At 60.0% G+C, this 23,725-nt stretch carries 22 protein-coding genes and 1 pseudogene; 18 read left to right on the top strand and 5 right to left on the bottom strand.

What is annotated here, in order from left to right; all coding sequences use genetic code 11:
• Positions 1-21: 21 nt before the first annotated feature.
• Positions 22-879: an alpha/beta hydrolase gene (locus tag RAE19_RS11310; protein WP_313874976.1), complete on the bottom strand. Its 858-nt coding sequence runs from the start codon at positions 877-879 to the stop codon at positions 22-24.
• Positions 880-1,055: 176 nt separating this feature from the next.
• On the opposite strand from RAE19_RS11310, the gene RAE19_RS11315 reads away from it, so the two are divergent.
• The 13 genes and pseudogenes from RAE19_RS11315 (at position 1,056) to RAE19_RS11375 (ending at position 13,990) form a co-directional block, all read left to right on the top strand.
• Positions 1,056-3,416 (top strand): bifunctional salicylyl-CoA 5-hydroxylase/oxidoreductase, encoded by a 2,361-nt coding sequence (locus RAE19_RS11315; protein WP_313874977.1) that lies wholly within the window; start codon positions 1,056-1,058, stop codon positions 3,414-3,416.
• Positions 3,417-3,419: 3 nt separating this feature from the next.
• On the top strand, positions 3,420-4,199 hold the full coding sequence (locus RAE19_RS11320; protein WP_313874978.1) for an SDR family NAD(P)-dependent oxidoreductase: 780 nt from the start codon (positions 3,420-3,422) through the stop codon (positions 4,197-4,199).
• 12 nt (positions 4,200-4,211) lie between these two features.
• Positions 4,212-4,757, top strand: a complete 546-nt coding sequence (locus RAE19_RS11325; protein ID WP_313874979.1) for a MarR family winged helix-turn-helix transcriptional regulator — start codon at positions 4,212-4,214, stop codon at positions 4,755-4,757.
• A 19-nt stretch (positions 4,758-4,776) separates the two neighbouring features.
• Positions 4,777-5,640 carry an enoyl-CoA hydratase family protein gene (locus RAE19_RS11330; RefSeq protein ID WP_313874980.1) on the top strand — a complete coding sequence of 288 codons (864 nt, stop codon included), beginning with the start codon at positions 4,777-4,779 and terminating at the stop codon, positions 5,638-5,640.
• A 9-nt stretch (positions 5,641-5,649) separates the two neighbouring features.
• Positions 5,650-6,837: an acyl-CoA dehydrogenase family protein gene (locus RAE19_RS11335; protein WP_313874981.1), complete on the top strand. Its 1,188-nt coding sequence runs from the start codon at positions 5,650-5,652 to the stop codon at positions 6,835-6,837.
• 29 nt (positions 6,838-6,866) lie between these two features.
• Positions 6,867-8,474 (top strand): AMP-binding protein, encoded by a 1,608-nt coding sequence (locus RAE19_RS11340; protein WP_313874982.1) that lies wholly within the window; start codon positions 6,867-6,869, stop codon positions 8,472-8,474.
• A 128-nt stretch (positions 8,475-8,602) separates the two neighbouring features.
• A complete protein-coding gene (locus tag RAE19_RS11345) occupies positions 8,603-9,724 on the top strand; it encodes an ABC transporter substrate-binding protein (RefSeq protein ID WP_313874983.1) in 1,122 nt (373 codons plus the stop codon).
• Positions 9,725-9,749: 25 nt separating this feature from the next.
• Positions 9,750-10,670, top strand: a complete 921-nt coding sequence (locus RAE19_RS11350; protein WP_313874984.1) for a branched-chain amino acid ABC transporter permease — start codon at positions 9,750-9,752, stop codon at positions 10,668-10,670.
• Positions 10,663-11,639, top strand: a pseudogene (locus tag RAE19_RS11355) (branched-chain amino acid ABC transporter permease). Before RAE19_RS11350 ends, RAE19_RS11355 begins: the two are co-directional and overlap by 8 nt.
• Positions 11,632-12,399, top strand: a complete 768-nt coding sequence (locus RAE19_RS11360) for an ABC transporter ATP-binding protein (RefSeq protein WP_313874985.1) — start codon at positions 11,632-11,634, stop codon at positions 12,397-12,399. Before RAE19_RS11355 ends, RAE19_RS11360 begins: the two are co-directional and overlap by 8 nt.
• Positions 12,400-12,417: 18 nt before the next feature.
• Positions 12,418-13,128, top strand: coding sequence for an ABC transporter ATP-binding protein (locus RAE19_RS11365; RefSeq protein WP_313874986.1), 711 nt, complete (start codon positions 12,418-12,420; stop codon positions 13,126-13,128).
• A 35-nt stretch (positions 13,129-13,163) separates the two neighbouring features.
• Entirely contained in the window at positions 13,164-13,598 is a 435-nt protein-coding gene (locus RAE19_RS11370; protein ID WP_313876225.1) for an acyl-CoA thioesterase, read from the top strand.
• Positions 13,595-13,990 (top strand): RidA family protein, encoded by a 396-nt coding sequence (locus RAE19_RS11375; protein ID WP_313874987.1) that lies wholly within the window; start codon positions 13,595-13,597, stop codon positions 13,988-13,990. Before RAE19_RS11370 ends, RAE19_RS11375 begins: the two co-directional genes overlap by 4 nt.
• 22 nt (positions 13,991-14,012) lie before the next feature.
• Here the strand turns inward: RAE19_RS11375 and RAE19_RS11380 are convergent, their stop codons facing one another.
• Both RAE19_RS11380 and dbpA read right to left on the bottom strand, forming a co-directional pair.
• Positions 14,013-14,249, bottom strand: coding sequence for a hypothetical protein (locus RAE19_RS11380; RefSeq protein ID WP_313874988.1), 237 nt, complete (start codon positions 14,247-14,249; stop codon positions 14,013-14,015).
• A 166-nt stretch (positions 14,250-14,415) separates the two neighbouring features.
• On the bottom strand, positions 14,416-15,798 hold the full coding sequence (gene dbpA, locus RAE19_RS11385; RefSeq protein ID WP_313874989.1) for an ATP-dependent RNA helicase DbpA: 1,383 nt from the start codon (positions 15,796-15,798) through the stop codon (positions 14,416-14,418).
• A gap of 152 nt (positions 15,799-15,950) precedes the next feature.
• Here dbpA and RAE19_RS11390 point away from each other — a divergent pair, with 152 nt between their 5' ends.
• The 4 genes from RAE19_RS11390 to RAE19_RS11405 all read left to right on the top strand — a co-directional run bounded on the left by RAE19_RS11390 (position 15,951) and on the right by RAE19_RS11405 (position 20,522).
• On the top strand, positions 15,951-16,751 hold the full coding sequence (locus RAE19_RS11390; protein ID WP_313874990.1) for an alpha/beta fold hydrolase: 801 nt from the start codon (positions 15,951-15,953) through the stop codon (positions 16,749-16,751).
• Positions 16,752-16,774: 23 nt separating this feature from the next.
• Complete coding sequence (locus RAE19_RS11395) at positions 16,775-17,779, top strand: sensor domain-containing diguanylate cyclase (RefSeq protein WP_313874991.1); 1,005 nt, start codon at positions 16,775-16,777, stop codon at positions 17,777-17,779.
• Positions 17,780-17,821: 42 nt separating this feature from the next.
• Positions 17,822-19,318 (top strand): M48 family metalloprotease, encoded by a 1,497-nt coding sequence (locus RAE19_RS11400; protein ID WP_313874992.1) that lies wholly within the window; start codon positions 17,822-17,824, stop codon positions 19,316-19,318.
• Positions 19,319-19,379: 61 nt separating this feature from the next.
• Positions 19,380-20,522 (top strand): M14 family metallopeptidase, encoded by a 1,143-nt coding sequence (locus RAE19_RS11405; RefSeq protein WP_313874993.1) that lies wholly within the window; start codon positions 19,380-19,382, stop codon positions 20,520-20,522.
• Here RAE19_RS11405 and RAE19_RS11410 read toward each other — a convergent pair.
• Both RAE19_RS11410 and RAE19_RS11415 read right to left on the bottom strand, forming a co-directional pair.
• A complete protein-coding gene (locus tag RAE19_RS11410; protein WP_313874994.1) occupies positions 20,514-21,263 on the bottom strand; it encodes a PEP-CTERM sorting domain-containing protein in 750 nt (249 codons plus the stop codon). The two genes, RAE19_RS11405 and RAE19_RS11410, sit on opposite strands and share 9 nt — an antisense overlap.
• 114 nt (positions 21,264-21,377) lie before the next feature.
• Positions 21,378-22,058 carry a PEP-CTERM sorting domain-containing protein gene (locus tag RAE19_RS11415; RefSeq protein WP_313874995.1) on the bottom strand — a complete coding sequence of 227 codons (681 nt, stop codon included), beginning with the start codon at positions 22,056-22,058 and terminating at the stop codon, positions 21,378-21,380.
• A 274-nt stretch (positions 22,059-22,332) separates the two neighbouring features.
• Here RAE19_RS11415 and RAE19_RS11420 point away from each other — a divergent pair, with 274 nt between their 5' ends.
• Positions 22,333-23,715, top strand: coding sequence for a sensor histidine kinase (locus RAE19_RS11420; RefSeq protein WP_313874996.1), 1,383 nt, complete (start codon positions 22,333-22,335; stop codon positions 23,713-23,715).
• Positions 23,716-23,725 lie beyond the last annotated feature (10 nt).

Consider the following 23,725-nt stretch of genomic DNA (forward strand, 5'->3'; position numbering starts at 1 on the left):
ATTTGGCTTGAATATGGCGGCTTAGGCAGTGAGCTTATGGTGCAGCCAGCGGCACACCGGGCTGGTGGCGTCTTCCAGCCCGTGGATCACAGTGAAGTGGTCGGCACCTTCGATGGCGCTCAGTTCCACCGGGTTGCCCAATGCCACTGCCGCATCCCGGTAGCCGGTGGACTGGCGAGCGAATTCGCCCGACTCTTGGCCGCCCCAGATCACCCAGGTAGGCGTAGGGCACGCGCGCAGGTTGGGCGTGGGGGACTGGCGGCGGATGATGCCGTCATCCAGCTGGATCATCGGTTGCAGGTAGCTGTAGCGCAGGGGTTCCAATTCATAGAGGCCGCTGAACAGTAAGCCCGCCTTGAGCGGGTCGCGTGGCAGGCCGTAGTCGGTGTCCCAGGCAGTTTGCAGGCACATGGCACCCAGGTGGCCGCCGGCGGAGTGGCCGCCCACGCCCACGCGGGTCGGGTCGCCACCGTAGTGTTGGATGTTGCGCAGCGTCCAGGCCACGGCTGCGCGGCACTGGCGGGTGATCTCGTCAATCGTGACAAACGGCGCCAACGCGTAGTTCACCACCACGGTGGTGATGCCGCTGGCGTGCAGGCCCAGGGCCACGCCATGAAAGTCTTTGCTCTGGAAGGCACGCCAGTAGCCGCCGTGGATGAACACGAAGACCGGAGCGTTGGGCACGTCCGCCGGAAAGATGTCCAGCGTCTCATGCACCGTGGGGCCGAAGGGGATGCCCGCATGGTGCTTGAGGGTGCTGCGGGCTTTTTCGGCCTGCGCGGCAAAGTGCTTGCCGGGCGCAGACGGGTCGGGCAGCGCGATGGAGGGGTTGTACTGCGCGTCGATCTGCGCCTGGGTGTCAAAGTCGCGGTAGAGCATGGTGCTAGAGGTTTGAAAAATGGTGGAGCACAGTCTAAAGCGGGACTGCGGTGCTGCCCTAGGGTAACTCAGGAGCGCACTTTTCAGCGAAAGTACTTTACTTTTAAACTATTCATTACTAAAGTAGATCAAGCGCTCGGGCAAATATTCGTTTGCCCCGTCATCAAGGAGAAAAGATGAAGATCGTGTGCATAGGCGGCGGGCCCTCGGGTTTGTATTTCGCGCTTCTCATGAAGCAGGCCCATCCGGCGCACGACATCACGGTGATAGAGCGCAACAAGCCCTACGACACCTTCGGCTGGGGCGTGGTGTTTTCGGATGCCACCATGGACAACATGCGCATCCACGATCCGCAAACGGCGGCCGAGATACAGCAGGCCTTCAACCACTGGGATGACATTGAGCTGGAGATCAAGGGGCAGCGCATCCGCTCCGGAGGCCATGGCTTTGTAGGCATTGGCCGCAAGAAGCTTCTCAACATTCTGCAGGCGCGCTGCGAAGAGCTGGGTGTGAAGCTGGTGTTTGAGATGGAAGCCCAAGGTGACCAGGACTACCCGGATGCTGACCTCATCATCGCCAGCGACGGCATCAACTCCCGCATTCGCAGCAAGTACCAGGATGTTTTCAAACCCGATATCGTGGTGCGGCCCAACCGCTACATCTGGCTGGGCACCCACAAGTTGTTTGATGCTTTTACTTTCGCCTTCGAAAAGACGGAGCACGGCTGGTTCCAGTCCCACATCTACAAGTTCGACGACAAGACCACCACTTTCATTGTCGAATGCCCGGAGCACGTCTGGCTGGCTCACGGCCTGGACCAGGCAGACCAGGAGCAAAGCATTGCCTTCTGTGAGCAGTTGTTTGCCAAGACCCTCGGTGGCGCAAAGCTCATGACCAATGCCCGCCACTTGCGCGGCTCGGCGTGGCTGAATTTCCAGCGCGTCAAGTGCGAGCAGTGGCACACCTTCAATGGCAACAGCCATGTGGTGTTGATGGGCGATGCGGTTCACACCGCGCACTTCGCCATCGGCTCGGGCACCAAGCTGGCGATTGAAGATGCCATTGTGCTGGCCAACCTTTTTCGCAGTCATGGTCAAACGCGCGATGTCATTCCGGGCGTTTTGGCGCAGTACCAGACCGAGCGCAATGTGGATGTGTTGCGTTTGCAAAACGCAGCGTGGAATGCGATGGAGTGGTTTGAGGTTTGCGGGGAGCGTTATTGCGACCAGCTGGACGGGCCGCAATTCATGTATTCAATGTTGACCCGCAGCCAGCGCATCAGCCACGAAAACCTGCGCCTGCGTGATGCCCGTTGGCTGGGCGAGTTTGAGCGCTGGTTTGCGGATCGCGCTGGTCTGGCTGTGCCGGCGGAGCGTCCGGCTCCACCGCCCATGTTCACACCCTACACCCTGCGCGACGTCACCCTGAAAAACCGCATCGTGGTGTCTCCGATGGCACAGTATCTGGCAGTGGATGGTGCGCCCACGGATTACCACCTGGTGCACCTCGGCGCACGGGCCTTGGGCGGCGCCGGTTTGGTGTTCGCGGAGATGGCATGTGTGTCAGCCCAAGGACGCATCACTCCGGGATGCCCCGGCTTGTATGCACCCGAGCACCTCGCCGCGTGGCGCCGTATTGCAGACTGGATTCACGCCCAATCGGATGCGAAATTTGGGATTCAGCTCGGTCATGCCGGAGCCAAGGCTTCTACCTGTGTCCCGTGGGAGGGCGGCGGTATCGACCACCCGCTACCCGAGGGAAACTGGCCTTTGCTGGCCGCCTCGGGCTACCAGTACCTGGAGGGGGTGAGCCAAACCTCCCAAGCCATGACACGCGAGGACATGGATGCTGTTACTGCCCAGTTTGTTGCGGCCGCACGCATGGCAGATGAGGCGGGGGCGGATTGGCTGGAGCTGCACTGCGCCCATGGTTACCTGCTCTCAAGTTTTATTTCGCCTTTGACCAACACCCGTAGCGATGCCTACGGCGGCAGCCTTGCCAACAGGCTGCGCTATCCCCTGGAGGTGTTCCGTGCCGTGCGCCGTGTCTGGCCGCAAGGAAAGCCGATCTCTGTACGTATCTCGGCCCATGATTGGGTGGAGGGCGGGATTACACCGGCCGACGCGGTCGCGGTAGCCCGCGCTTTCAAAGAGGCCGGCGCAGACATGATCGATTGCTCTTCAGGGCAGGTGAGCAAGAAGGAAAAGCCTGTCTATGGCCGTATGTTCCAAACGCCGTTTGCAGACCGTATCCGTCAAGAGGCTGGTATTCCGACGATTGCAGTCGGTGCTATCAGCGAAGCCGACCATGCCAACAGCATCCTCGCTGCGGGCCGGGCAGATTTGTGTGCGGTAGCAAGGCCGCACCTGGCCAACCCTGCCTGGACACTGACCGAGGCTGCCAAGATCGGCTACACGCCGCAGCCTTGGCCCAAGCAGTACCGTGCAGGCAAGCAGCAGATGGAGTCCATCTTCCAGCGCGAACGCGCACAAGCGGCACAAGCCCAAGCGTCGGCAGCCCGCGCAGCAGAGGCCTAAGCGATGACGCGAACCGACGCATCTCCATCACGGCACGCCCTGGTAACCGGGGGCGGCAGTGGCATTGGTGAGGCCATCGCACTGGCGTTGGTGGCCGCTGGAATGCGGGTCACCATTGTGGGGCGCCGGCTGGAGGTACTGCAGGCGGTTGCCGCCCCTTACCCCGATGGCATGCATGCCGTGCAAGCTGACGTGGCGGATGCCGCGTCCGTGGCTGCTGCCTTTGTCGCTGCGAAGGCCCGGTTCGGCCCGGTGGAGGTGCTGGTGAACAACGCAGGCCAGGCACACAGCGCACCATTCGCCAAAACGGATGCAGCGCTGTGGCAGCAGATGCTAGCGGTCAATCTCACCGGCACTTTCCATTGCACGCAGGCTGCACTGCCCGACATGGTGGCGGCCCGCTGGGGACGAGTTGTTAACGTGGTGAGTACGGCAGGGCTGGTGGGCTACGCCTATGTAGCCGCCTATTGCGCAGCCAAGCATGGCGTGGTGGGTTTGACCCGCTCGCTGGCAATGGAGTACGCCAAAAAAGGTGTCACCGTGAACGCCGTCTGCCCCGGTTACACCGAAACCGACATTCTGCGCGACAGCATCGCCAATGTGATGGCCAAGACCGGCCGCACCGAGGAGCAGGCGCGCGCAGAGTTTGCCTCTGGGAACCCGCAGGGCCGCATTGTGCAACCGGCAGAGGTGGCCGATACGGTGCGTTGGCTTTGCGGAGACGGAGCATCGGCCATGACCGGTCAGGCCATCGCAGTCAGCGGTGGTGAAGTGATGCACTAAAACAAGAGACCTATGAAAAAAGACACCAGCCTGGATTTGCTGAACGCCGCGGACGAGTTGGGCTACGAAGCGCGCACTGCCAAAGATGACCATGCAGCGCTGAAACTCTGGTTGCGCTTGCTGTCGTCCACCCACCAGATTGAGGCCGAAATCCGTCGCCGTTTGCGGGTCCAGTTCGACACCAGTCTGCCTCGCTTTGACTACCTCGCGCAGCTCTATCGTGCCCCTGAGGGGTTGCGCATGAAAGAGCTTTCCAGTCATTTGATGGTGACAGGTGCCAACGTAACCGGCCTGACCGATGAGTTGGAGCGGGATGGATGGGTGGCACGGGCCAGCAGTCCGACCGATCGCCGCTCCTGGATCGTGCACCTCACGCCGACGGGGCGAGCCCAGTTTGAAACCATGGCGCAAGCGCATGAGCAATGGATTTTGGAGTTGTTCGCGTGCCTGGGCTCGCCCGCCCTTGCGCAGATGTACCAGCAGCTGGGCCATTTGCGCGTACATGTCATGGAAAAGCAGGCCTCCTCCCTGAGCGGCACCTCCGGCGCTGCATCGTGATTCCCAACCAAGAATTTTTATGAGCAAGCACACATCGACCCATATTGATCCTGCCTTGGTGGCAGGCAACCGCCGCACCATGGCAGGGTATGCCGCGCAGCATTTCGCATGGACCTGTGACAAAGGAGTGGCCACCATCACGCTGAATCGTCCGGAGCGCAAGAATCCGCTGACGTTTGAGTCCTATGCCGAACTGCGTGATGTGTTTGCACAGCTTCGTTATGCCACCGATGTGCATGCGGTGGTGCTGCAAGGGGCCGGCGGCAATTTTTGCTCCGGGGGGGATGTGCACGAAATCATTGGCCCCTTGATGCAACTGGCGATGCCCGAGTTGTTGATGTTCACCCGGATGACGGGCGACCTCGTCAAGAACATGCGGGCTTGTCCGCAACCGGTGATAGCCGCCATTGACGGCATTTGTGCGGGGGCTGGCGCCATCATGGCCATGGCCTCGGACTTGCGGCTCGGCACAGCACGCAGCAAAACAGCTTTCCTGTTTAACCGGGTGGGGCTGGCCGGGTGCGATATGGGGGCCTGCGCAATGTTGCCGCGCATCATTGGCCAAGGGCGGGCCAGCGAGTGGTTGCTGACAGGTCGATCTATTGGTGGGGACGAAGCAGAGCGCAGCGGCTTTTTCAACCGTGTAGTTTTGCCGGAAGCTCTTTCGGAGCAAGCGCAGATTCTGGCTGCTGAGCTCGCATCAGGCCCAACTTTTGCTAATGGTCTTACCAAGACGATGTTGCATCAGGAGTGGAGTATGTCGGTGGACCAGGCCATTGAAGCAGAGGCCCAAACCCAGGCGCTGTGCATGATGACCGAGGACTTCAATCGAGCCTACGAGGCATTTGTGGCCAAGCAGAAACCGGTGTTCCAGGGCAACTGAGGGGCTGACATGTACGACACGAGTTATCTCCAATGGCCCTTCTTTGAGGAGCACCACGCACATCTGGCGCAAGCGCTGGATGACTGGGCGACGAACCATGTGCCGCAGCATCACGAGGCGGATGTGGATGCCGCATGCCGTGCGCTAGTCCGGTCCTTGGGGCAAGGGGGCTGGCTTCGCCACGCGGTGGGCGGCATGGCCTATGGCGGTGCGCAGGACAGCATGGACACGCGCAGTATTTGTCTGATCCGTGAAACGCTGGGGCGTCACTCCGGTCTGGCGGACTTCGCGTTTGCCATGCAGGGTTTGGGCTCTGGTGCTATCAGCCTGGCGGGAAGCCCTGCGCAAAAAGAGGCCTACCTTCCGCGTGTGGCCCGCGGTGACGCGATTGCTGCTTTTGCACTGTCGGAACCCGAGGCCGGCTCGGATGTTGCTGCAATGCAGTGTGCTGCGCGGGTCGAGGGTGACCACGCGGTGCTGCAGGGCTGCAAGACATGGATTTCCAATGGTGGCATCGCAGACTTTTATGTGGTGTTTGCGCGCACTGGAGAAGCGCCCGGCGCGCGAGGTATCAGTGCATTTATTGTCGATGCGGATACACCGGGCTTTTCGGTGAGCGAGCGGATTCATGTCATGGCACCCCACCCGTTGGGGACGCTGCGCTTTGACAACTGTCGTATTCCTCTGAGCCAGCGTATCGGCGCTGCGGGCGAGGGCTTCAAGGTAGCCATGCGGACCCTGGATGTGTTCCGCACGTCTGTTGCCGCAGCGGCGTTGGGTTTTGCCCGGCGGGCGCTTGCTGAAGGCTTGCATCGCGCCACGCAGCGCAAGATGTTCAACCAGACGTTGGCCGACTTTCAGCTCACCCAGGCCAAGCTTGCCCAGATGGCTACCACCATCGACAGCTCTGCATTGCTGGTGTACCGGGCTGCCTGGCAGCGGGATCAGGGCCGGCCAGTAACCAAGGAGGCCGCTATGGCCAAGATGGTGAGCACCGAGGGGGCTCAACATGTCATCGATGCGGCTGTCCAGCTGTGGGGTGGCATGGGGGTGGTCTCTGAGGTGCCTGTTGAGCGCCTGTACCGCGAGATCAGGGCCCTGCGGATCTATGAGGGGGCCACCGAGGTGCAGCAACTGATTATTGCCCGCGAACTGCTCAGGGACACCGGTTACTCCTCACTGCACAAACCGACCTGAGCCACCGATTGCAACGAACCGGAGACGTCATGCCCACTGCTCACTTGGACACTTTTGCGCGCGACAACCTTCCCCCTCCGGAGTTGCAACCGGACTTTCTTTTCAATCTGCCGGAGTTGCAGTTCCCCGCCCAACTGAATTGCGCCGCCTTGCTGTTGGACCGTCATGTGAATGAAGGGCGGGGTGATCGTCCTTGTGTACGGGGGGGCCACACGCAGTGGACCTACCGGGAACTCCAGGACCGGGCCGACCGTATTGCCCATGTGTTGACCCGTGACATGGGCCTGGTGCCGGGCAACCGTGTGCTCTTGCATGCCCCCAATACGCCTATGTCGGTGGCCTGCTGGTTCGGTATTGTCAAAGCCGGGGGCATTGTGGTGGCCACCATGCCCTTGCTGCGCACCAAGGAGCTCAAGCCGATCATCGACATCGGGAAAATCAGCCATGCCTTGTGCGATGCCGGGCTTGCGGACGAGCTATTGGGGGCGGCACAGGCAAGCGCCGGCCTGAAGCACATCCGGTGCTTCAATGCGCATGGCGATCAATCGCTGGAAGCGCTCATGACGCGGCACAGCGAACCGTACAGCAACGTGGACACAGCCGCCGATGACACCTGCCTGATTGGCTTTACCAGCGGTACGACCGGCATTCCCAAGGCGACTCTGCACTTCCACCGCGATGTCATGGCCATCTGTGCCTGCTGGCCGCGCTCAGTGCTCAAAGCCAGCTCGGACGATGTGTTCATCGGCAGTCCACCATTGGGCTTCACCTTCGGCTTGGGCGGTTTGGTGCTTTTCCCGATGTCTATCGGTGCCTCGACCGTCTTGCTCGAGAAGGCCGGGCCTGCCCAGTTGCTGGATGGCATTCGCGACTATGGCGCCACCGTGGTCTTCACCGCGCCGACCTCATACCGTGTGATGGCAGCGCGTGGTGCGGAGGTGCGCGCATCCCGGCTGCGCAAATGCGTTTCCGCTGGCGAAGCCTTGCCCGCGTCCACCCGCACACAGTGGCGCGAGGCAACCGGACTGGAACTGATTGACGGTATCGGTGCGACAGAGCTGTTGCATATCTTTATCTCCGCGGACGAGGCCAATGCACGCCCGGGAGCTACCGGCAAAGTCATCCCGGGCTATGAAGCGTGTGTGATGGATGCGACAGGCCATCCGGTTCCACCGGGTACGGTGGGCAAGCTGGCGGTCAAAGGGCCGACCGGGTGCCGCTATCTGAACGATGAGCGTCAGAGGGTTTACGTCAAGAACGGCTGGAACATGACGGGCGACGCCTATGTGATGGATGAGGACGGATACTTTTTCTACCAGTCCCGTACCGACGACATGATTATTTCTGCCGGGTACAACATCGCGGCACCGGACGTAGAGGAAGGCCTGATGCAACACCCCGCAGTGCTGGAATGCGCGGTCGTTGGCGTGCCTGACGAAGAGCGCGGCCAGATCGTCAAGGCGTATGTGGTGTTGCACCAAGGAAATACGGCAGACGCGGCCATGGTGAAGGCACTGCAGGACTTTGTTAAAAAGACCATGGCCCCTTACAAGTACCCGCGCGCGATCGCTTTCATGGAAAAACTGCCCCGGACCCAATCCGGCAAGCTGCAGCGTTTTCTTTTGCGTGATATTTGAGGTCAGAATGGCAAACGCCAGTCCTGACGATTTCCATTAACTCCTGAAAGGCTTCCATGTCTCTTGTCTCCAAGTTCAGTGTCCGCTCAACCTTGTTGGCGGCTTGCATCGCAACCAGCATGACTGCCATGGCACAAACGGCAGAACCTGTGAAGGTCGGTTTGTTGAGCACGCTTTCAGGGCCTGGCGCCGGTTTGGGCGTAGATATCCGGGACGGCTTCCAGCTGGCGGTGAAGCTGGCAGGTAACAAGCTGGGGGGGCGACCCGCAGAAGTGATCGTGGCCGATGACCAGGCCAGCCCGGATGTAGGGCGCCAAACTGCAGATCGCTTGGTCAAGCGCGACAAGGTGGACTTCATGACCGGCATTGTTTTCTCCAACGTCATGTTGGCCGCCGGAGCGCCCACTTTTGCATCTCAGACCTTCTACATCAGCGCCAACGCGGGACCGTCGCAGTACGCTGGTGAGCAATGCAACCCTTACTTCTTCAGTGCTTCGTACCAGAACGACAACATGCATGAAGCGGCAGGACAAGTGGTGCAGGACAAGGGTTTTAAGCGGGTCGCACTGATTGCGCCCAACTACCCTGCCGGCAAGGATGCGCTCACCGGCTTCAAGCGCTTTTACAAGGGGGAAGTCGCCTCTGAATCATTGCCTGCATTAAATCAGCTCAACTTCGGCACTGAGCTCTCACAATTGCGGCCATCCAAGGCGGATGCGGTGTACATCTTTTTGCCCGGCGGTATGGGGATTAACTTCATCAAGCAGTTTGTGGCTGCAGGCTTGTCCAAAGACATGACCCTGTTTGGTCCCGGTTTCTCAGGAGATGAGGATGTGATCAAGGCCGTGGGCGAGCCCATGTTGGGCATGTTCAACACCAGCCAATGGGCGCACGATATGGACAACGCAGCCAATAAGAAGTTTGTCGCCGAGTTCGAAAAGGAATACGGCCGTTTGCCTACCCTCTATGCTGCCCAAGGCTATGACGCTGCCCAATTGATCAACGCCGCAGTTCGCGACAGCAAGGGCAAACTTGAGGACAAGGCCGCAGTGCGTAAAGCGCTGGAAGCTGCAAAGTTTGACTCCGTGCGTGGCGCATTCAAGTTCAACAACAACCACTTCCCCGTTCAGGACTACTACCTCCGGGTAATCACCAAAGACAGCAAAGGGCGTGTGACCAACCGCATGATGGGTGCAGTCCTGAAGAAGCACGCAGACGCCTACGCAAGCCAGTGCAAGATGCCCGGCTGAACTCCGTGCGCACCGTTTTCTGCCCATGAATTCAATTCTTTTGTTGGAGCAGGCCTTCAATGGCCTGCAGTTCGGTTTGATGTTGTTCCTGCTTGCCGCCGGGCTGACCCTGGTCTTTGGCATCATGGACATGATCAACCTTGCCCACGGTTCCCTTTACATGGTGGGGGCCTATCTGATTGCGGCGATCACGGCCGCGACCGGGAGCTATTGGTGGGGCCTCGCTGGCGGGGTTTTGGGGGCGGGGGTATTCGGTGCGGTGTTGGAGCTCAGCATCCTGCGCCATTTTTATCAACGCGATCACCTTTCGCAGGTGCTGGGTACCTTCGCCATTCTGTTGATGTGCAACGAAGGTGTTCGCCTGATTTGGGGCGCACAACCGGTCCCCTTGAACACGCCGGATATGCTTGCAGGGCCGGTCGAAGTTTTACCGGGCTTTTTCTACTCCTCGTTCAGCCTGTTCATCATCGGAGTGGGGCTGTTGGTGGCCTTGCTGATGTATGTGCTCATTACGCGCACCCGTTTGGGGATGCAGGTGCGGGCCGGCGCAGCTAACCGTGAAATGGCGATGGCAATGGGGGTGAATGTGTCCGCCTTGTTCACTGCCATCTTTGCGTTGGGAGCGGCACTGTGTGGTGTAGCGGGTGGCATGCTCGGGCCGGTGCTGGCGGTTCAGGTCGGCATGGGAGAGAGCATTTTGATTGTGGCCTTCGTGGTCATTGTGATCGGTGGCATCGGCTCCATCCGTGGCGCTTTTCTGGGGGCTTTGCTGGTGGGTGTCATTGACACCGCTGGTCGCACTTTTATGCCGCTGCTCTTTTCCCGTTTGATGTCGCCCGAGGCTGCGGCGAATGCGGCACCTGCGGTGGCGTCCATTCTCATTTACCTGCTGATGGCGACCGTTTTGTTTTTCAAACCACGGGGCTTGTTTCCTACCCATGGCTAATGCATCACCGTCCAGCCTCTTGGACCATTCTTTGCACCTGCGCTGGTCGCTGCCCCTGTTGGCGTTGCTGGTCGCATTTCCTTTTCTGGCCGGCGCGCTGGGGGGGATTTTTACGTCACGCTCGCCAGCCGCATTCTGATCTTTGCGTTGGCTGCAACCAGCTTGAACCTCATACTCGGCTTCGGGGGGATGGTGAGCTTCGGGCATGCCGCTTTTGTCGGCTTGGGGGCGTATACCGTGGCCATCGGCATGCAGGAAGGCTTAGCCAGTGCATGGCTGGCTTGGCCACTTGCCATGGGCGTCAGTGCGCTGGGTGCTCTGGTCATTGGAGCGATCAGCCTGCGAACCCAAGGGGTGTACTTCATCATGATCACTCTGGCATTTGCCCAGATGCTGTACTTCATGGTGGTGTCGCTCAAGGCCTATGGCGGAGAAGACGGTCTGACGATGGCTGCGCGATCCGCCATCGCGCCGGCCATCAACCTCGCCTTGGATCGGCATTTTTACTATGTCACGCTGGCGCTCGTTGTCGTAGCGATCTTTCTGGTTGCCAGATTGTTGAATGCCCGCTTTGGCCACACCTTGCAAGCCATTCGGGAGAACGAGAGCCGGATGATGGCCATCGGATTCCCGGTGTACCGCTACAAGCTGGTGGCTTTCACGCTGGCTGGCGCTCTGGCCGGCCTCGCAGGCGCTTTGATGGCCAACCTCGGGGGCTTCGCCAGTCCCTCTCTCATGCAGTGGAGCCAGTCCGGCATGTTGATGATCATGGTCATTCTGGGTGGCGTGGGCTATTTGTACGGTGGACTGACGGGTGCGGTGTTCTTTCTGTTGCTGGAAGAGTTGCTGAGCCACTACACGATTCACTGGCAACTGGGCTTGGGGGCGGTGCTTTTGTTGGTGGTCTTGGTGGCTCCCAATGGCCTGGCGAGTTTGATGGCACGTAGTTGGGGGAGGGCGCATGGCTGAGCGCGTGTTGCATGTCGACAAATTGGTCAAGCGCTTTGGAGGATTGGTTGCGACCAATCACGCGGAGCTGGCGGTCGAGCGCGGAAGCATCCACGCACTGATCGGTCCGAACGGGGCCGGGAAGACGACGCTGATTCATCAAATATCAGGCGCATTGCGTCCGGATGAAGGCGCGATTTTCTTCGGCGGGCGTGATGTAACCCGCATGCCCATGCACCAACGGGCGTTGGCGGGGTTGGTGCGGTCCTATCAGATCACCAGTATTTTTAAAAAGCTCTCGGTGTTGGACAACCTGGCTTTGGCGGTGCAAGCCCGCACCGGCAGCAGCATGCGCTTCTGGGCTCCTGCGCGGGGGGAGTCGGACCGTTATGCGCAAGCAGATGCGGTAGCCCGTCGCATTGGCCTCGATAGCAAGTTGCAGGCCTTGGCGGGCGCGCTGTCCCACGGTCAACAACGTCAGCTGGAACTGGGTCTGGCGCTGGCCGTGAAGCCGCAATTGCTGCTGCTGGATGAGCCTATGGCAGGCATGGGGCCCGATGAGTCGGAAAAGATGGTGGAGCTTCTGAGTGGTTTGCGTGGCGAGCAAACGATTCTGCTGGTAGAGCACGACATGGATGCGGTGTTCCGCCTGGCTGACCGCATTTCGACCTTGGTGTCCGGGCGGGTAATCGCTACGGGCACCGCCCAGGAAATCAAAGATAACCCGGAGGTGCGGCAGGCCTACCTGGGTGATGAGGCAAATCACGCGGTTGCGCACTGACCCAAGACAGGATTATTCGTGGACACACTGTTGGAAATCGAGGATTTGCAAACTGCTTATGGAAGTAGCCAAGTGCTATTTGGCGTAGGCTTTTCCATGCGCTCAGGCGCAGTCGCCACGTTGCTCGGTCGCAATGGAATGGGAAAGACAACGACAGTCCGCTCCATTACCGGGTTGACGTCGCCGCGCGGTGGGGTGATACGGTTTTTGGGCGAACGCATTGACGGAATGCGACCGGATCGAATAGCCCGTATGGGCATGGCGGTGGTGCCGGAAGGGCGCATGATTTTCTCGAGCCTGTCGGTTCAAGAAAATTTGCTGGCGTTTGCCGGAAACCGTTGCCACAGCAAAGCGCCCTGGACGCTGGACCGGGTGTATGACCTGTTTCCACGCCTGAAGGAGCGGGCCCGGAATATGGGGAACCAACTCTCCGGTGGCGAGCAGCAGATGCTCGCAATCGGCCGGGCACTCATGACGAACCCGCATTTGCTGATTCTGGATGAAGCCACTGAGGGCCTGGCGCCCTTGATCCGTGAGGACATCTGGCAGTGCTTGTCTACCCTGAAGGCGGCGGGCCAGAGTATTCTGGTGATCGACAAGTATGTGCAAAGGTTGGTTGCGTTGGCCGACCACCACACGATTCTGGAGCGGGGGCGGGTTGCGTGGCACGGGGATTCCGCGGCGCTGGCCGCTCAGCCCGAGGTCTGGCATCGCTATGTCGGGGTGTGAGTGTGGTGGTGTGTCCGGACTCACCTTTGGCCCAAGTGACCTTTCAGGTTCGTCGCAGGGTCCGTTTCTCTGACTGCGATCCGGCAGGCATGGTGTTTTATCCGCAGTACTTCGTCATGCTCAATGCGCTGGTCGAAGATTGGTTCACCGAAGGCCTGCAGGTGAACTATGCCCAATTCCTCGGTGTACGTCGCCTGGGCTTGCCGATGGCCTCGCTTCAATGCGATTTCAAGTTTCCCAGCCGCATGGGGGAGGACATCGTCTTGCAACTTCGCTTGCTTAAAGTGGGCAAGCGCTCGCTCACACTGGGTGTGGAGTGCTGTGGCACCGAGGTGGTGCCCTCGGTCCGCTGGCGTGCCCAGGCGGTGATCGTGACGACTTCCTTGGCCGATGACCGCTCTATTCCCATACCCGCCGATGTGCTCGAAGGCATCGCGCGTTGGCAACAACACTCAGGAGACAAGTTATGACCCAAGTTCTTCAGCCCGCCCACTGGGCCCGTCCGCGCGGATACGCGAATGGCGTGATGGCGCGAGGTCAAATGGTTTTTGTGGCGGGAATGATTGGCTGGGATGCCCAATGTGAGTTCCACACTGACGATCTGGCAGGTCAAGTCCGCCAGGCGCTGCGCAATATTGTGGAAGTTTTGAACGAGGCGGGCGCAAAGCCCGAACACATCACGCGGATGACGTGGTATGTCACGGACAAGCGTGAATATGTAGCTGCTTACCCTGAGATTGGCAAAGCATTCCGCGAGATCATCGGCAGCTTCAACGCCGCCATGACGGCAGTCCAGGTGCAAGCCTTGGTGGAAGACCGCGCCAAAGTTGAGATTGAAGTGACGGCGGTGATTCCTGATTGACCCCCCGCCGCCCCCGGTGTCGTCAGTTCAGCAGGAAGCTGTCTGCGTGGGCTTCGAAGTCTTCCGCGTCGATCGCGGCGTCAAAGGCGGCGCGGGCAGCCAGCGCTTCTTTGGTGTACGGAATCAGGGGCTTGTCCAGGGGGCGCAGCTTGTGGCGGCGCAGGCCGCGCAGTTGTTGAGAGCGCTCCATGGTTTGCAACACCAGTTCGGGCTCCATCATCAGGCTGAAGGGGTTGAGGTCGGTAGCAGTGTTTTTCATGGCAGTTCTCCGTCTATGGATTGCGCCGTAGAAAGCTTTGGCGCTTAGGAGAACTGTAGTCACCTGTTCCAAAAAATGGAGTCAGGCGTGCGCTGTAAAGCGTGTAGGAATTTCCCTTACAAGAAGCGCCCCCACGCTCCGCCGCTGTGGGGGCGCTGCTTTGGATTTACAGCAGGCGCGCGCGCACGCTTTTGCCCTTGACGCGCCCGGCATTGAGTTTGTTGCAAGCCTGCTGGGCAACATCACGGGCGACCGCCACGAAGGTGCAGTACTCGGTGACCTGGATCTTGCCGATCTGCTCCCGGGTGAAGGCGGGGCCGCCTTCTTCGTTGGTCAGGGCGCCCAGCACATCACCGGCCCGGATTTTTTCTTTGCGGCCACCGGCGATCTGCACCGTGATCATGGGGGGCAACAGCCGGCCTGTGCCCGCCGGGGTGAGCTCATCGAGTTTGTGCCACACGGAGGGCGCGTTCTGGTACTGCTCGATCTTGCCGACTGAGCCCATCTCGCGCATGCTGGCCAGGCTGAGAGCCAGGCCTTTCTGCCCCGCGCGGCCGGTACGGCCGATGCGGTGCACATGCACTTCGGGGTCGGGTGTGATGTCCACGTTGATCACGATGTCCAGTTCCTTCACATCCAGCCCGCGCGAGGCCACATCGGTGGCTACCAGCACCGAGCAGCTGCGGTTGGCAAACTGGGCCAGCACCTGGTCGCGCTCGCGCTGGTCCAGGTCGCCGTGCAGGGCCTGGGCGACAAAGCCGTCTTCGACCAGCTTGTCCACCAGCTCGTTGCACTGCTGCTTGGTGTTGCAAAACGCAATGGTGCTCACCGGGCGGAAATGGTTGAGGATGCTGCTGACTGCGGTGAAACGGGATTCGCGGTCCACCTCGAAAAAGCGCTGCTCAATTGTGCTGTCGGCCACGGGGGCGGCCACTTTGATTTGCTGGGGGTCTTGCATGAACTGCTTGGCCAGCTTTTCAATGCCTTCGGGGTAGGTGGCCGAGAACAGCAAGGTCTGGCGGTTTGGCGGGCACTGGCGCACTACCGTAGTGATGTCGTCCAGAAAGCCCATGTCGAGCATGCGGTCTGCCTCGTCCAGCACCAGGGTGTTCAAGCCTTCCAGGGTGAGGTATTCGCGCTCCAGCAAGTCCATGATGCGGCCCGGCGTTCCCACCACAATGTGGGCGCCGTTTTCCAAGCTGGCACGCTGGCCGCGGGTAGCCACGCCGCCACACAGGGTGACAACCTTGATGTTGTCTTGTGCGCGGGCCAGACGGCGGATCTCGACAGTCACTTGGTCTGCCAGCTCCCGGGTGGGGCAAAGCACCATGGCCTGCACCGCAAACCAGCGCGGGTTGAGCTTGGCCAGCAGCGGCAAAGCAAACGCAGCGGTCTTGCCGCTACCTGTCTGGGCTTGGGCAATCAGGTCTTTGCCGGCCAGCGCCACCGGCAGGCTGGCAGCCTGGATGGGCGTCATGGCATCAAAGCCCAGCTGTTGCAAATTGGCCAGCGTGGCAGGTGCGAGGGGGAGAGTAGAGAAAGCAGTCATCTGCCGATTATCGGGGGTACCCCCTCGCAGCCCTACTCTGGGGCCAGGTCTCCGGGCTGAATGCCCTTGAATCTTCAACAATATTCCCGCACAGCTTGGACAATGTTTTAGACTCCGTCCACGATTTTGGCAGCAGCGCGAGGCGAAAGAACATGGACATACTCAAGCGGAACAACGTCAAAGTAACAGGCGAAGGCGACAAAGTGCTGCTCTTCGCCCACGGTTTCGGGTGCAACCAGAACATGTGGTCGCAGGTTGCGCCGGCCTTTCTCGAGGGTTACCGGGTCGTGCTGTTTGACTATGTGGGCAGTGGCGCGTCTTCGGTCATGGACTTTGACCACCGCCGCTACAGCACGCTCAATGGCTATGCCCGTGACGTTCTTGATGTCTGTGAGGCGCTGGATCTGACCAGTGGCGTTACCTTTGTGGGCCACTCGGTGAGTTGCTCGATTGGCATGTTGGCGTCGATCGCCCGCCCCGGTTTGTTTGAGCGGCTGATCATGGTGGGGCCTTCCCCGTGTTTTGTGAACCATCTGCCTGACTACGTGGGTGGCTTCGAGCGCACCGACCTGGATGGTCTGCTGGCTTTGATGGATCAAAACTACATCGGATGGGCGAACTACCTGACACCCGTGATCTCCGGTGAAAGCAATGGCGGTCCGGTCGCCAGCGAGTTAGCAGACAGCTTTTGCTCGACTGACCCGATCATGGCCCGCATTTTTGCGGAGGCCACCTTTTACGCCGACAACCGCGCGGATCTGCAGTACGTGGATTGCCCCAGCCTGATCCTGCAGCACCGGCACGACGCGCTGGCACCTGTGGAGGTGGGCGAGTATTTGCACAGCCACTTGCGCAACAGCACCTTGCAGGTGCTTGATGTGGTCGGGCATTGCAGTCATATGTCGCACCCGCAACTGGTGATAGATGCGATGCGCAACTATTTGCCGGCCTGACAACCACCCACCTTGGCGACTCTTTGAAACCTTACCTAGACTTGCTGCCCAGCCCTGTGCTGGTGACGGATGCATCCGGTCATATTAAAGAGGCGAATCTTGATTTGCTGGCGCTGGTTGGGGGCGACACCTCCAGTTGGGCAGGGCGGTATATCGATACGTTGATGCCTGGCTCCAGCCGCATCTTTCTGCAAACCCATGTCTGGCCCATGATGCTGCGCCACCGCATGGTGCAAGAGATGTACTTGCACTTGAATACCCACAACCAGGAGCAAGTGCCGGTCATGGTGAATGCGCGCCATGGCCTGTGGAATGAGCAGGAGTGCATTTTTTGGGTGTTCTATGTAGCCCGTGAGCGCAGCCGCTTTGAGGCTGAGCTGCTCGAGGCGCGAGCCCGTGCGCAGCGGTTGGCCTCGGAGTTGTCGTTAGCAAACGCGGAGTTGCGGACCTTGCATGCGCAATTGGCGCAACGTACGGAGTTTGTGGAGTCGCAAAACCGCGAGTTGTCGACCCTGAGTGAAACAGACCCCTTGACCCGACTGGGTAACCGCCGAGCCCTGGAGCGGGCGGTGGCGCATTGGCAGAGCCAAGCGCCGATCGGGACCCCCGCCGCCCTGATGATGGTGGATGTGGACCATTTCAAGCGCGTCAACGACACCCATGGCCATGACGAGGGCGACCGGGTATTGCAGCAATTGGCCCAGCAATTGCAGGCCAGCCGCCGGGGCAGCGACCTGGTAGTGCGCTACGGCGGTGAAGAGTTCGCCATCTGGCTTCCGGGAGCCACGCCGGATGGCGCCCGCTCTGTCGCTACTCGTGCGCACGCGATGGTGAAAAAGGTGCTGGTGGACCAAAAACCGATTACGGTCAGCATTGGTGTGGTGTGCGCCCAGCACACCTTGCACAAAGAGCGGGACATGGTGTTTTTGAGCCGTCTGCTGCATCAGGCGGATTTGGCGCTCTACCGAGCGAAAGCAGCCGGACGGGACCGCACCGAGTGGCATACAAGCTCCGTGGGGCTCTCCTAAAATTGACGGACAGCGCGCAAGCGCGTTCAAATGAGGTGGTGCATGCGTTCTTGGATGGTTACAGCGCTGGTCAGCAGCGCATTGCTGGTGGCCTGTGGCACCAATGTGGTCAACCCGGTCACGGGGCAAACAGAGCGCTCGGCGATGAGCGAAGAAGCCGAAGTCGCCGAAGGTGCCAAGGGGCACCAAGAGGTGTTGCAGGAATATGGTGTGGTGAACAACCCCGCGCTGCAGTCGTATGTCAATGCTCTGGGGCAGCGCCTGGCGGGGCAAAGCCACCGCAGCCAGTTGCAGTGGCGTTTTACGGTGCTGGACAGCCCGGAGATCAATGCCTTTGCACTGCCTGGCGGCTATGTCTATGTCACCCGCGGCATCATGGCGTACATGGACAGCGAGGCCGACTTGGCCGGTGTGATCGGCCATGAAATCGGCCACGTGACTGCGCGCCACGGCGCCCAGCGGGCCACCAGTCAGCAAAACGCCGGGCTCGGTGTGTTGGCCGCCAGCGTGCTGGGTGCGGTGGCAGAGGCTTACGGCGTCGCCGGTGCAGGGCAACTGGCAGGGCAGGTCTCCCAAAACGTGGCGGCAGGCTATATCGCCTCGTACGGTCGTGAGCAAGAGTTGCAGGCGGATGGCTTGGGGGCGGAGTACCTGTTTCGCACCCGCTATGACCCGCGCAACATGATTGACGTGATCAAGGTCTTGAAAAACCAGGAGCTGTTTGCCGCAGACCAGGCCAAAGCTGAAGGGCGCCCCGTACCCGCCAAGGGCGATTGGTTGTCCTCCCACCCCAGCAACGACCAGCGCTTGGAAACGATCAGCCGCCTGGCCGCGCAGTACCAGACCCGTGAGCGCTATGACGATGATGGCCGCAACCGCTATCTGCAGGCCATCCAAAGCATGAACTTTGGTGACAGCCCCGACCAGGGGCTGGTGCGGGGCCAGAACTTTTACCATGAGCCTCTTGGTTTGGCTCTTACCGCACCGGCGGGCTGGTATGTGCAAAACGAGCCGGAGCAACTCGCCTTTATCAACACCGCCCGTGATGCTGCGCTGCTGGTGCGTGTAGTGCCCTCTGCGGCTGGCAAGGCGCCGGCCGATGTGGTCCGCAACCTGCTCAAGCCTACACAGGGCCGCTTGGAGCCCACCACCATCAACGGGCTGCAAGCCTCCCGTTTCACCGGTGCGCGGGCAGGTGCCAACGGCAGCAGCATGCCGGTGGAGGCCACAGTGATCACCGGCCCCGGCGACCGGGTGTATTTGCTGCAATCCACGGCCAAGGATGCCAATGCCCTGGCCCGTGCGCGCGCAGGTTTGCGCGAGGCCGAGGGCAGCTTTCGCGCCCTGACAGCCCAAGACCGCGCTGCGGCCCGGCCATGGGTCATCAAGACGGCGCCGTACCCCAAGGGCGGGTTCGCTGAGCTCGCCAAAAACTCGCCGATTGCGCGCCCCGAGCAACAGTTGCGCCTGATCAACGGCTACTACGGCGGCGGTGAGCCTGCAGTGGGTCAGCTGGTCAAGGTCGTGGTTCCGAAGTAAAGTGCTATATTTTTAGGAGCGCATCGCGCATATTCTGCGAGCGCTAACGCCCATTTTGACCATGCCCCAACTCTCTATTTCCTCGCAGTTCGATGCCGGTGCCATTGAAGTGGTGCGTGCGGACGTGGCGCACGATATCCAACTGCGTATCCGCCCCGACACGGCTGCCGAGTTCGCCCAATGGTTTTACTTTTGCCTGCAGGGTGCAGCGGGTCAGGCGGCGACTTTGCGGTTCATGAATGCCTCCGAATCCGCCTACCCTAGAGGCTGGGAGGGGTACCAGGTGCTGGCTAGCGAAGACCGTCAGCACTGGCGGCGCATAGACACCCACTACGACGGCACCGTGATGACCGCCCGCGTCACACCGCAGGCCAATGCCATTTACTTCGCGTATTTCGAGCCGTACTCTTACGAGCAGCATCTCGACTTGCTGGCTGCTGCGAGCGCTTCTCCGCTGGTCACCTTGCAGCGATTGGGCAGTACCGTGCAGGGGCGCGATATGAGCCTGCTGCGCATTGCAGACCCCCATACCCAACTTCTGGAGGCCGAAAAAAAGAATGTGTGGCTCATCGCCCGCCAGCACCCCGGCGAGACGATGGCGGAGTGGTTCATCGAAGGCTTTCTGGAGCGCCTGCTGGATGCCGATGACTCGGTGAGTCGCACGTTGTTACAGCGCTGCAATTTCTATGTGGTGCCCCACATGAATCCGGATGGCGCGGTGCTGGGTAACCTGCGCACCAATGCCGCCGGCGCCAACCTGAACCGCGAGTGGGCGGCCCCCAGCATGGAGCGCTCACCCGAAGTCGCTTTGGTGCGCCAGGCCATGGAGTCCACCGGCGTGGACCTGTGCCTGGACGTGCACGGGGATGAGGCGCTGCCTTGCAACTTTGTGGTCGGCTCCGAGGGCACACCGGGTTACACCCCGCGTATTGCCGAGCTGGAAGACGACTTCAAAACCGACTGGATGCGCACCTGCCCCGACTTCCAGGACACCCTCAACTACGGCCGCGTGCCGGCCGGTCAGGCCAACTTGTCCCTGGCCACCAACTGGATCGCCCAGCGATTCGGCTGCATGGCCCTGACGATCGAGATGCCCTTCAAAGACAACGTCAACCTGCCCGACCCTACCACCGGTTGGAGCGGCCAGCGCTCCAAGAAGCTAGGGGCCAGCGTGCTGCAGCCGCTGCTGCAGTGGTCAGTCTAGAGCCCGGTTAGTGCCCATGCGGTTCCGCCGGCGCACGGCGGCGCCCATCAGCCCCAAGCCTGCCAGCAGCAGGGCATAGGTTTCGGGTTCAGGTACAGCAGCTGCCATCTGCCCGTATTGGATGTGGTCCACCTCAATACCGCCCCCGCTATTTTTGATGGTGATGGAGCGAATGCCGCCGGCGAACTGCACGCCGAAAAATCGATCTTCGGCGGTGCCGGCGGCAAAGCTGCCATCAGGAAAACTGCTGGAACTGATGCTGCCCAAACTCTGTCCGTCGGCATCCATTGCACTAAAGGTAACGGTGCCTGCGCCATCGGTCCAAACCAGTCCGAACGCTGTCGGCAAAGCGCCAGCACCCTGGAAAGTGAATGTGGCACCTGAGTTGCCATTGCCATTGAACCAGCTTACACAGCGCCCTGCAGTTTGAGGGCCGCAGGTGCCATTCAGCACGCCATCGTCGCTGTCCACAGAGTCGCGGATCCCAGCAAAGCCGGCAGCCAATACTGACCCTCCCCCGCTACCGATCAGAGAGGAGTGGAGGCTGCCGTCCTCCAAATTGTCGAGCACAGTGGCACCTGCTGCTGAATAGAAGCCAATAGGAATGTCCGAGGACGACAAATAGGGCGTTGGCCCAAAAAATACGCTTGGGCTGGCAGGCGTTGCTGCCATTGCGGCGGTAGCACTGCAGAGCAGGGCCGCCAAAAGAGTGGATTTGAATTTGAAGATGGTGTGCGACATGGATGTTTCCCCTGAAAAAGTTGTTGGGTAGAGCGCCTGGGTGTGATGCGAATCTTCTTTTTGTCTCTGGTTGTCCGACAGTCAAAACCTGGAGATGACCAGATTTACTGCGTTCTAAGCGTCGCTGTTACGACGCCGCACGGCGGCGCCCATCAGCCCCAAGCCTGCCAGCAGCAGGGCATAGGTTTCGGGTTCCGGCACCGGAGCCAGTGCTTCCGTGTACACCACGTTGTCTATGGCAAAGCTGCTGCTGCAGCAAAGGGCGCCTTCAAAAACAATGCGGTTAAACGCTTGGCTTGACGTGAAGCCGATGAACTGCAAAGTGCCTATGGGGGCTGTTGGTGGCAGGTAGCTACCGAGGTGGCTGTACGAGCCGTAGCCTGCCAAGCCGGCTGCGTCAATCCGGATGCTGGAGTAGGGCCGACCGGTCGGGTTCATGCCTGCGAACCAGGCGCCAAAAGCAACGACCGGTCTGTCGAAAACCAAATCCGCCCACGTGGACGTGGTGTTCACAAACAGGTTGCTGGTTCCATCCACGCTGTAACTGAGATTGGGCGCATCCACAGAAATGCTGTTGTGCGCTGTGAAGGCCCCGAGGTTCAGGTTGTTGGCAGGTTGATCCACAGTTAGGGCGTTAAAAGTTTCCGCCTGAACGGGGCCGGTTGCATTCAAAAAACTGGCCTGATCGCTGTAAACCGTCAAGGGAGAGCGGGCTGCGGCCTGTGCCGTAGTGCTCAGCCACAGGAGGAGAGTGAGTGCAATCGTTCTTTGGAAGATGGACTGGATAGCTGACATGTGGGCTCCCTGTGTGTTGTCGAGTTTTGCGCGACAGTGGTTGATGACGGGAGACTAAAAGTTGCAATGGCGGGTCGCAATGCGCCTGCATGCGTAGACGGCGCTGGTTTCATACGCACTTGTGCGTATGAAACGCACGGATGGGCTTGCTGTTAGTCCGGTCGGACTATGCCGGTAGAAATTGCATGGAATTCAACGCTGGGCACGTTGTGCTTGTCTTGTCGATTGATAAGAATCTGTAACACGTCCCCTTACTCTCAAGAGGCTGAGCTCCATGACCCGACAAGCGCAGGCAATGACTCTCCAGGCTTTCCAGGAGCAGGCCTTCGCTCGGCATTTGTTGATTGATTTACCGTTTCCGATTACAGGTGCACTTCTCTTGGTAGTGGTATGTGTCGGGCTGCTGCTGGGCAAAGCAGCTGTTTGGCTGATCGCACTCTGGACTGTCTGGACTCTTGCAACGGTTGGTGTGCGCGTCTGGATTGAGGCGCAGATGCGCAGGCGGCTCCATGAGCATGGCGTGCACAAAACGATCCTGCATCAATACGCGTGGCCGTCAGTGCCGACGGGGGCTGTATCCGGCGTGTTCGCCTGTTTGTACTTTGATGCGCAAGATCCCGTCACGATGATGGTTCTTGCGACGTATATGACGGTGATCGTTGTGGGAGCCGTGGTGCCGACCTCGGTGTACCTGCCGACTTTTTTCTTGTTTGTCCTTTCCACGCATCTGCCCTATTTGTTTTTGCTGATTCGCGCGGGTAGCGAAGAGCACTTCATGCTGGTCGGTTTGAACGTGCTGTTTCTGGTCGTCACCTCACAATATGCGTATGCAGCGAATCGAATGCATCGGGAGTCGATCCGACTGCGCTTCGAAAATCAGCAGTTGATTGCGGACTTGGGCGAGCGCAAAGCTGCCGCAGAGAGCGCGTCCAAAACCAAGTCACTGTTCTTGGCCGGCGTGAGTCACGATCTCAAGCAGCCGATACGTGCGATCGGTTTGTACCTTGGCGTTTTGCGGCATACAGAGCCTCCAGATAAGGTCAGCGTTCTGGAGAGCGTGACTCCAAAAATGGAAAAAGCCCTCAGCGAACTTCACGGGCAGGTCAGTCGCTTGCTCGAGCTGTCGCGTCTGGAGTCTGGTGCGCTGCGACTGCATATAGAGCAAGTGTCTCTGGCGGGGCTGTTTGCCGGGTTGCTTACGCTGTTCGAACATCAGGCTGCTGCGAAAGGGATCCGTTTGCGCTTTGCAAATTTGGACAGTCTTCGTTGCAAGTCGGTGTGGGTTGATCGGCGGATGCTCGAATCGATTTTGCAAAATCTCATCAGCAATGCCATCAAGCACACGGGTGCGGGCGTGGTGTACGTGGGGGTGCGTCGCAGGACTCTGTATCGCGAAGGCGGGCAACTGTGTATTGAGGTTCGAGACAGTGGGTGTGGCATACCACTGCCGCAACAGGCGTACTTGTTTGATGCTTATCGCAGTTTTGACGACCGCAAGGCCAGCGATAGCCATGGCCTCGGCTTGGCAATCGCCAAGGCACAAGCCACTTACCTGGGGGCAGACATCACGTTGCGAAGCGCGCCCGGGCGGGGTTCTGTGTTTACCCTGTGTGGCGTGAGTACTCGCAACCAAAACGTGCCGGTAGACTTTCCCTGATGCCGGCACA

This window comes from Rhodoferax potami (genome assembly GCF_032193805.1).
GTDB lineage: Bacteria > Pseudomonadota > Gammaproteobacteria > Burkholderiales > Burkholderiaceae_C > Allorhodoferax > Allorhodoferax potami_A.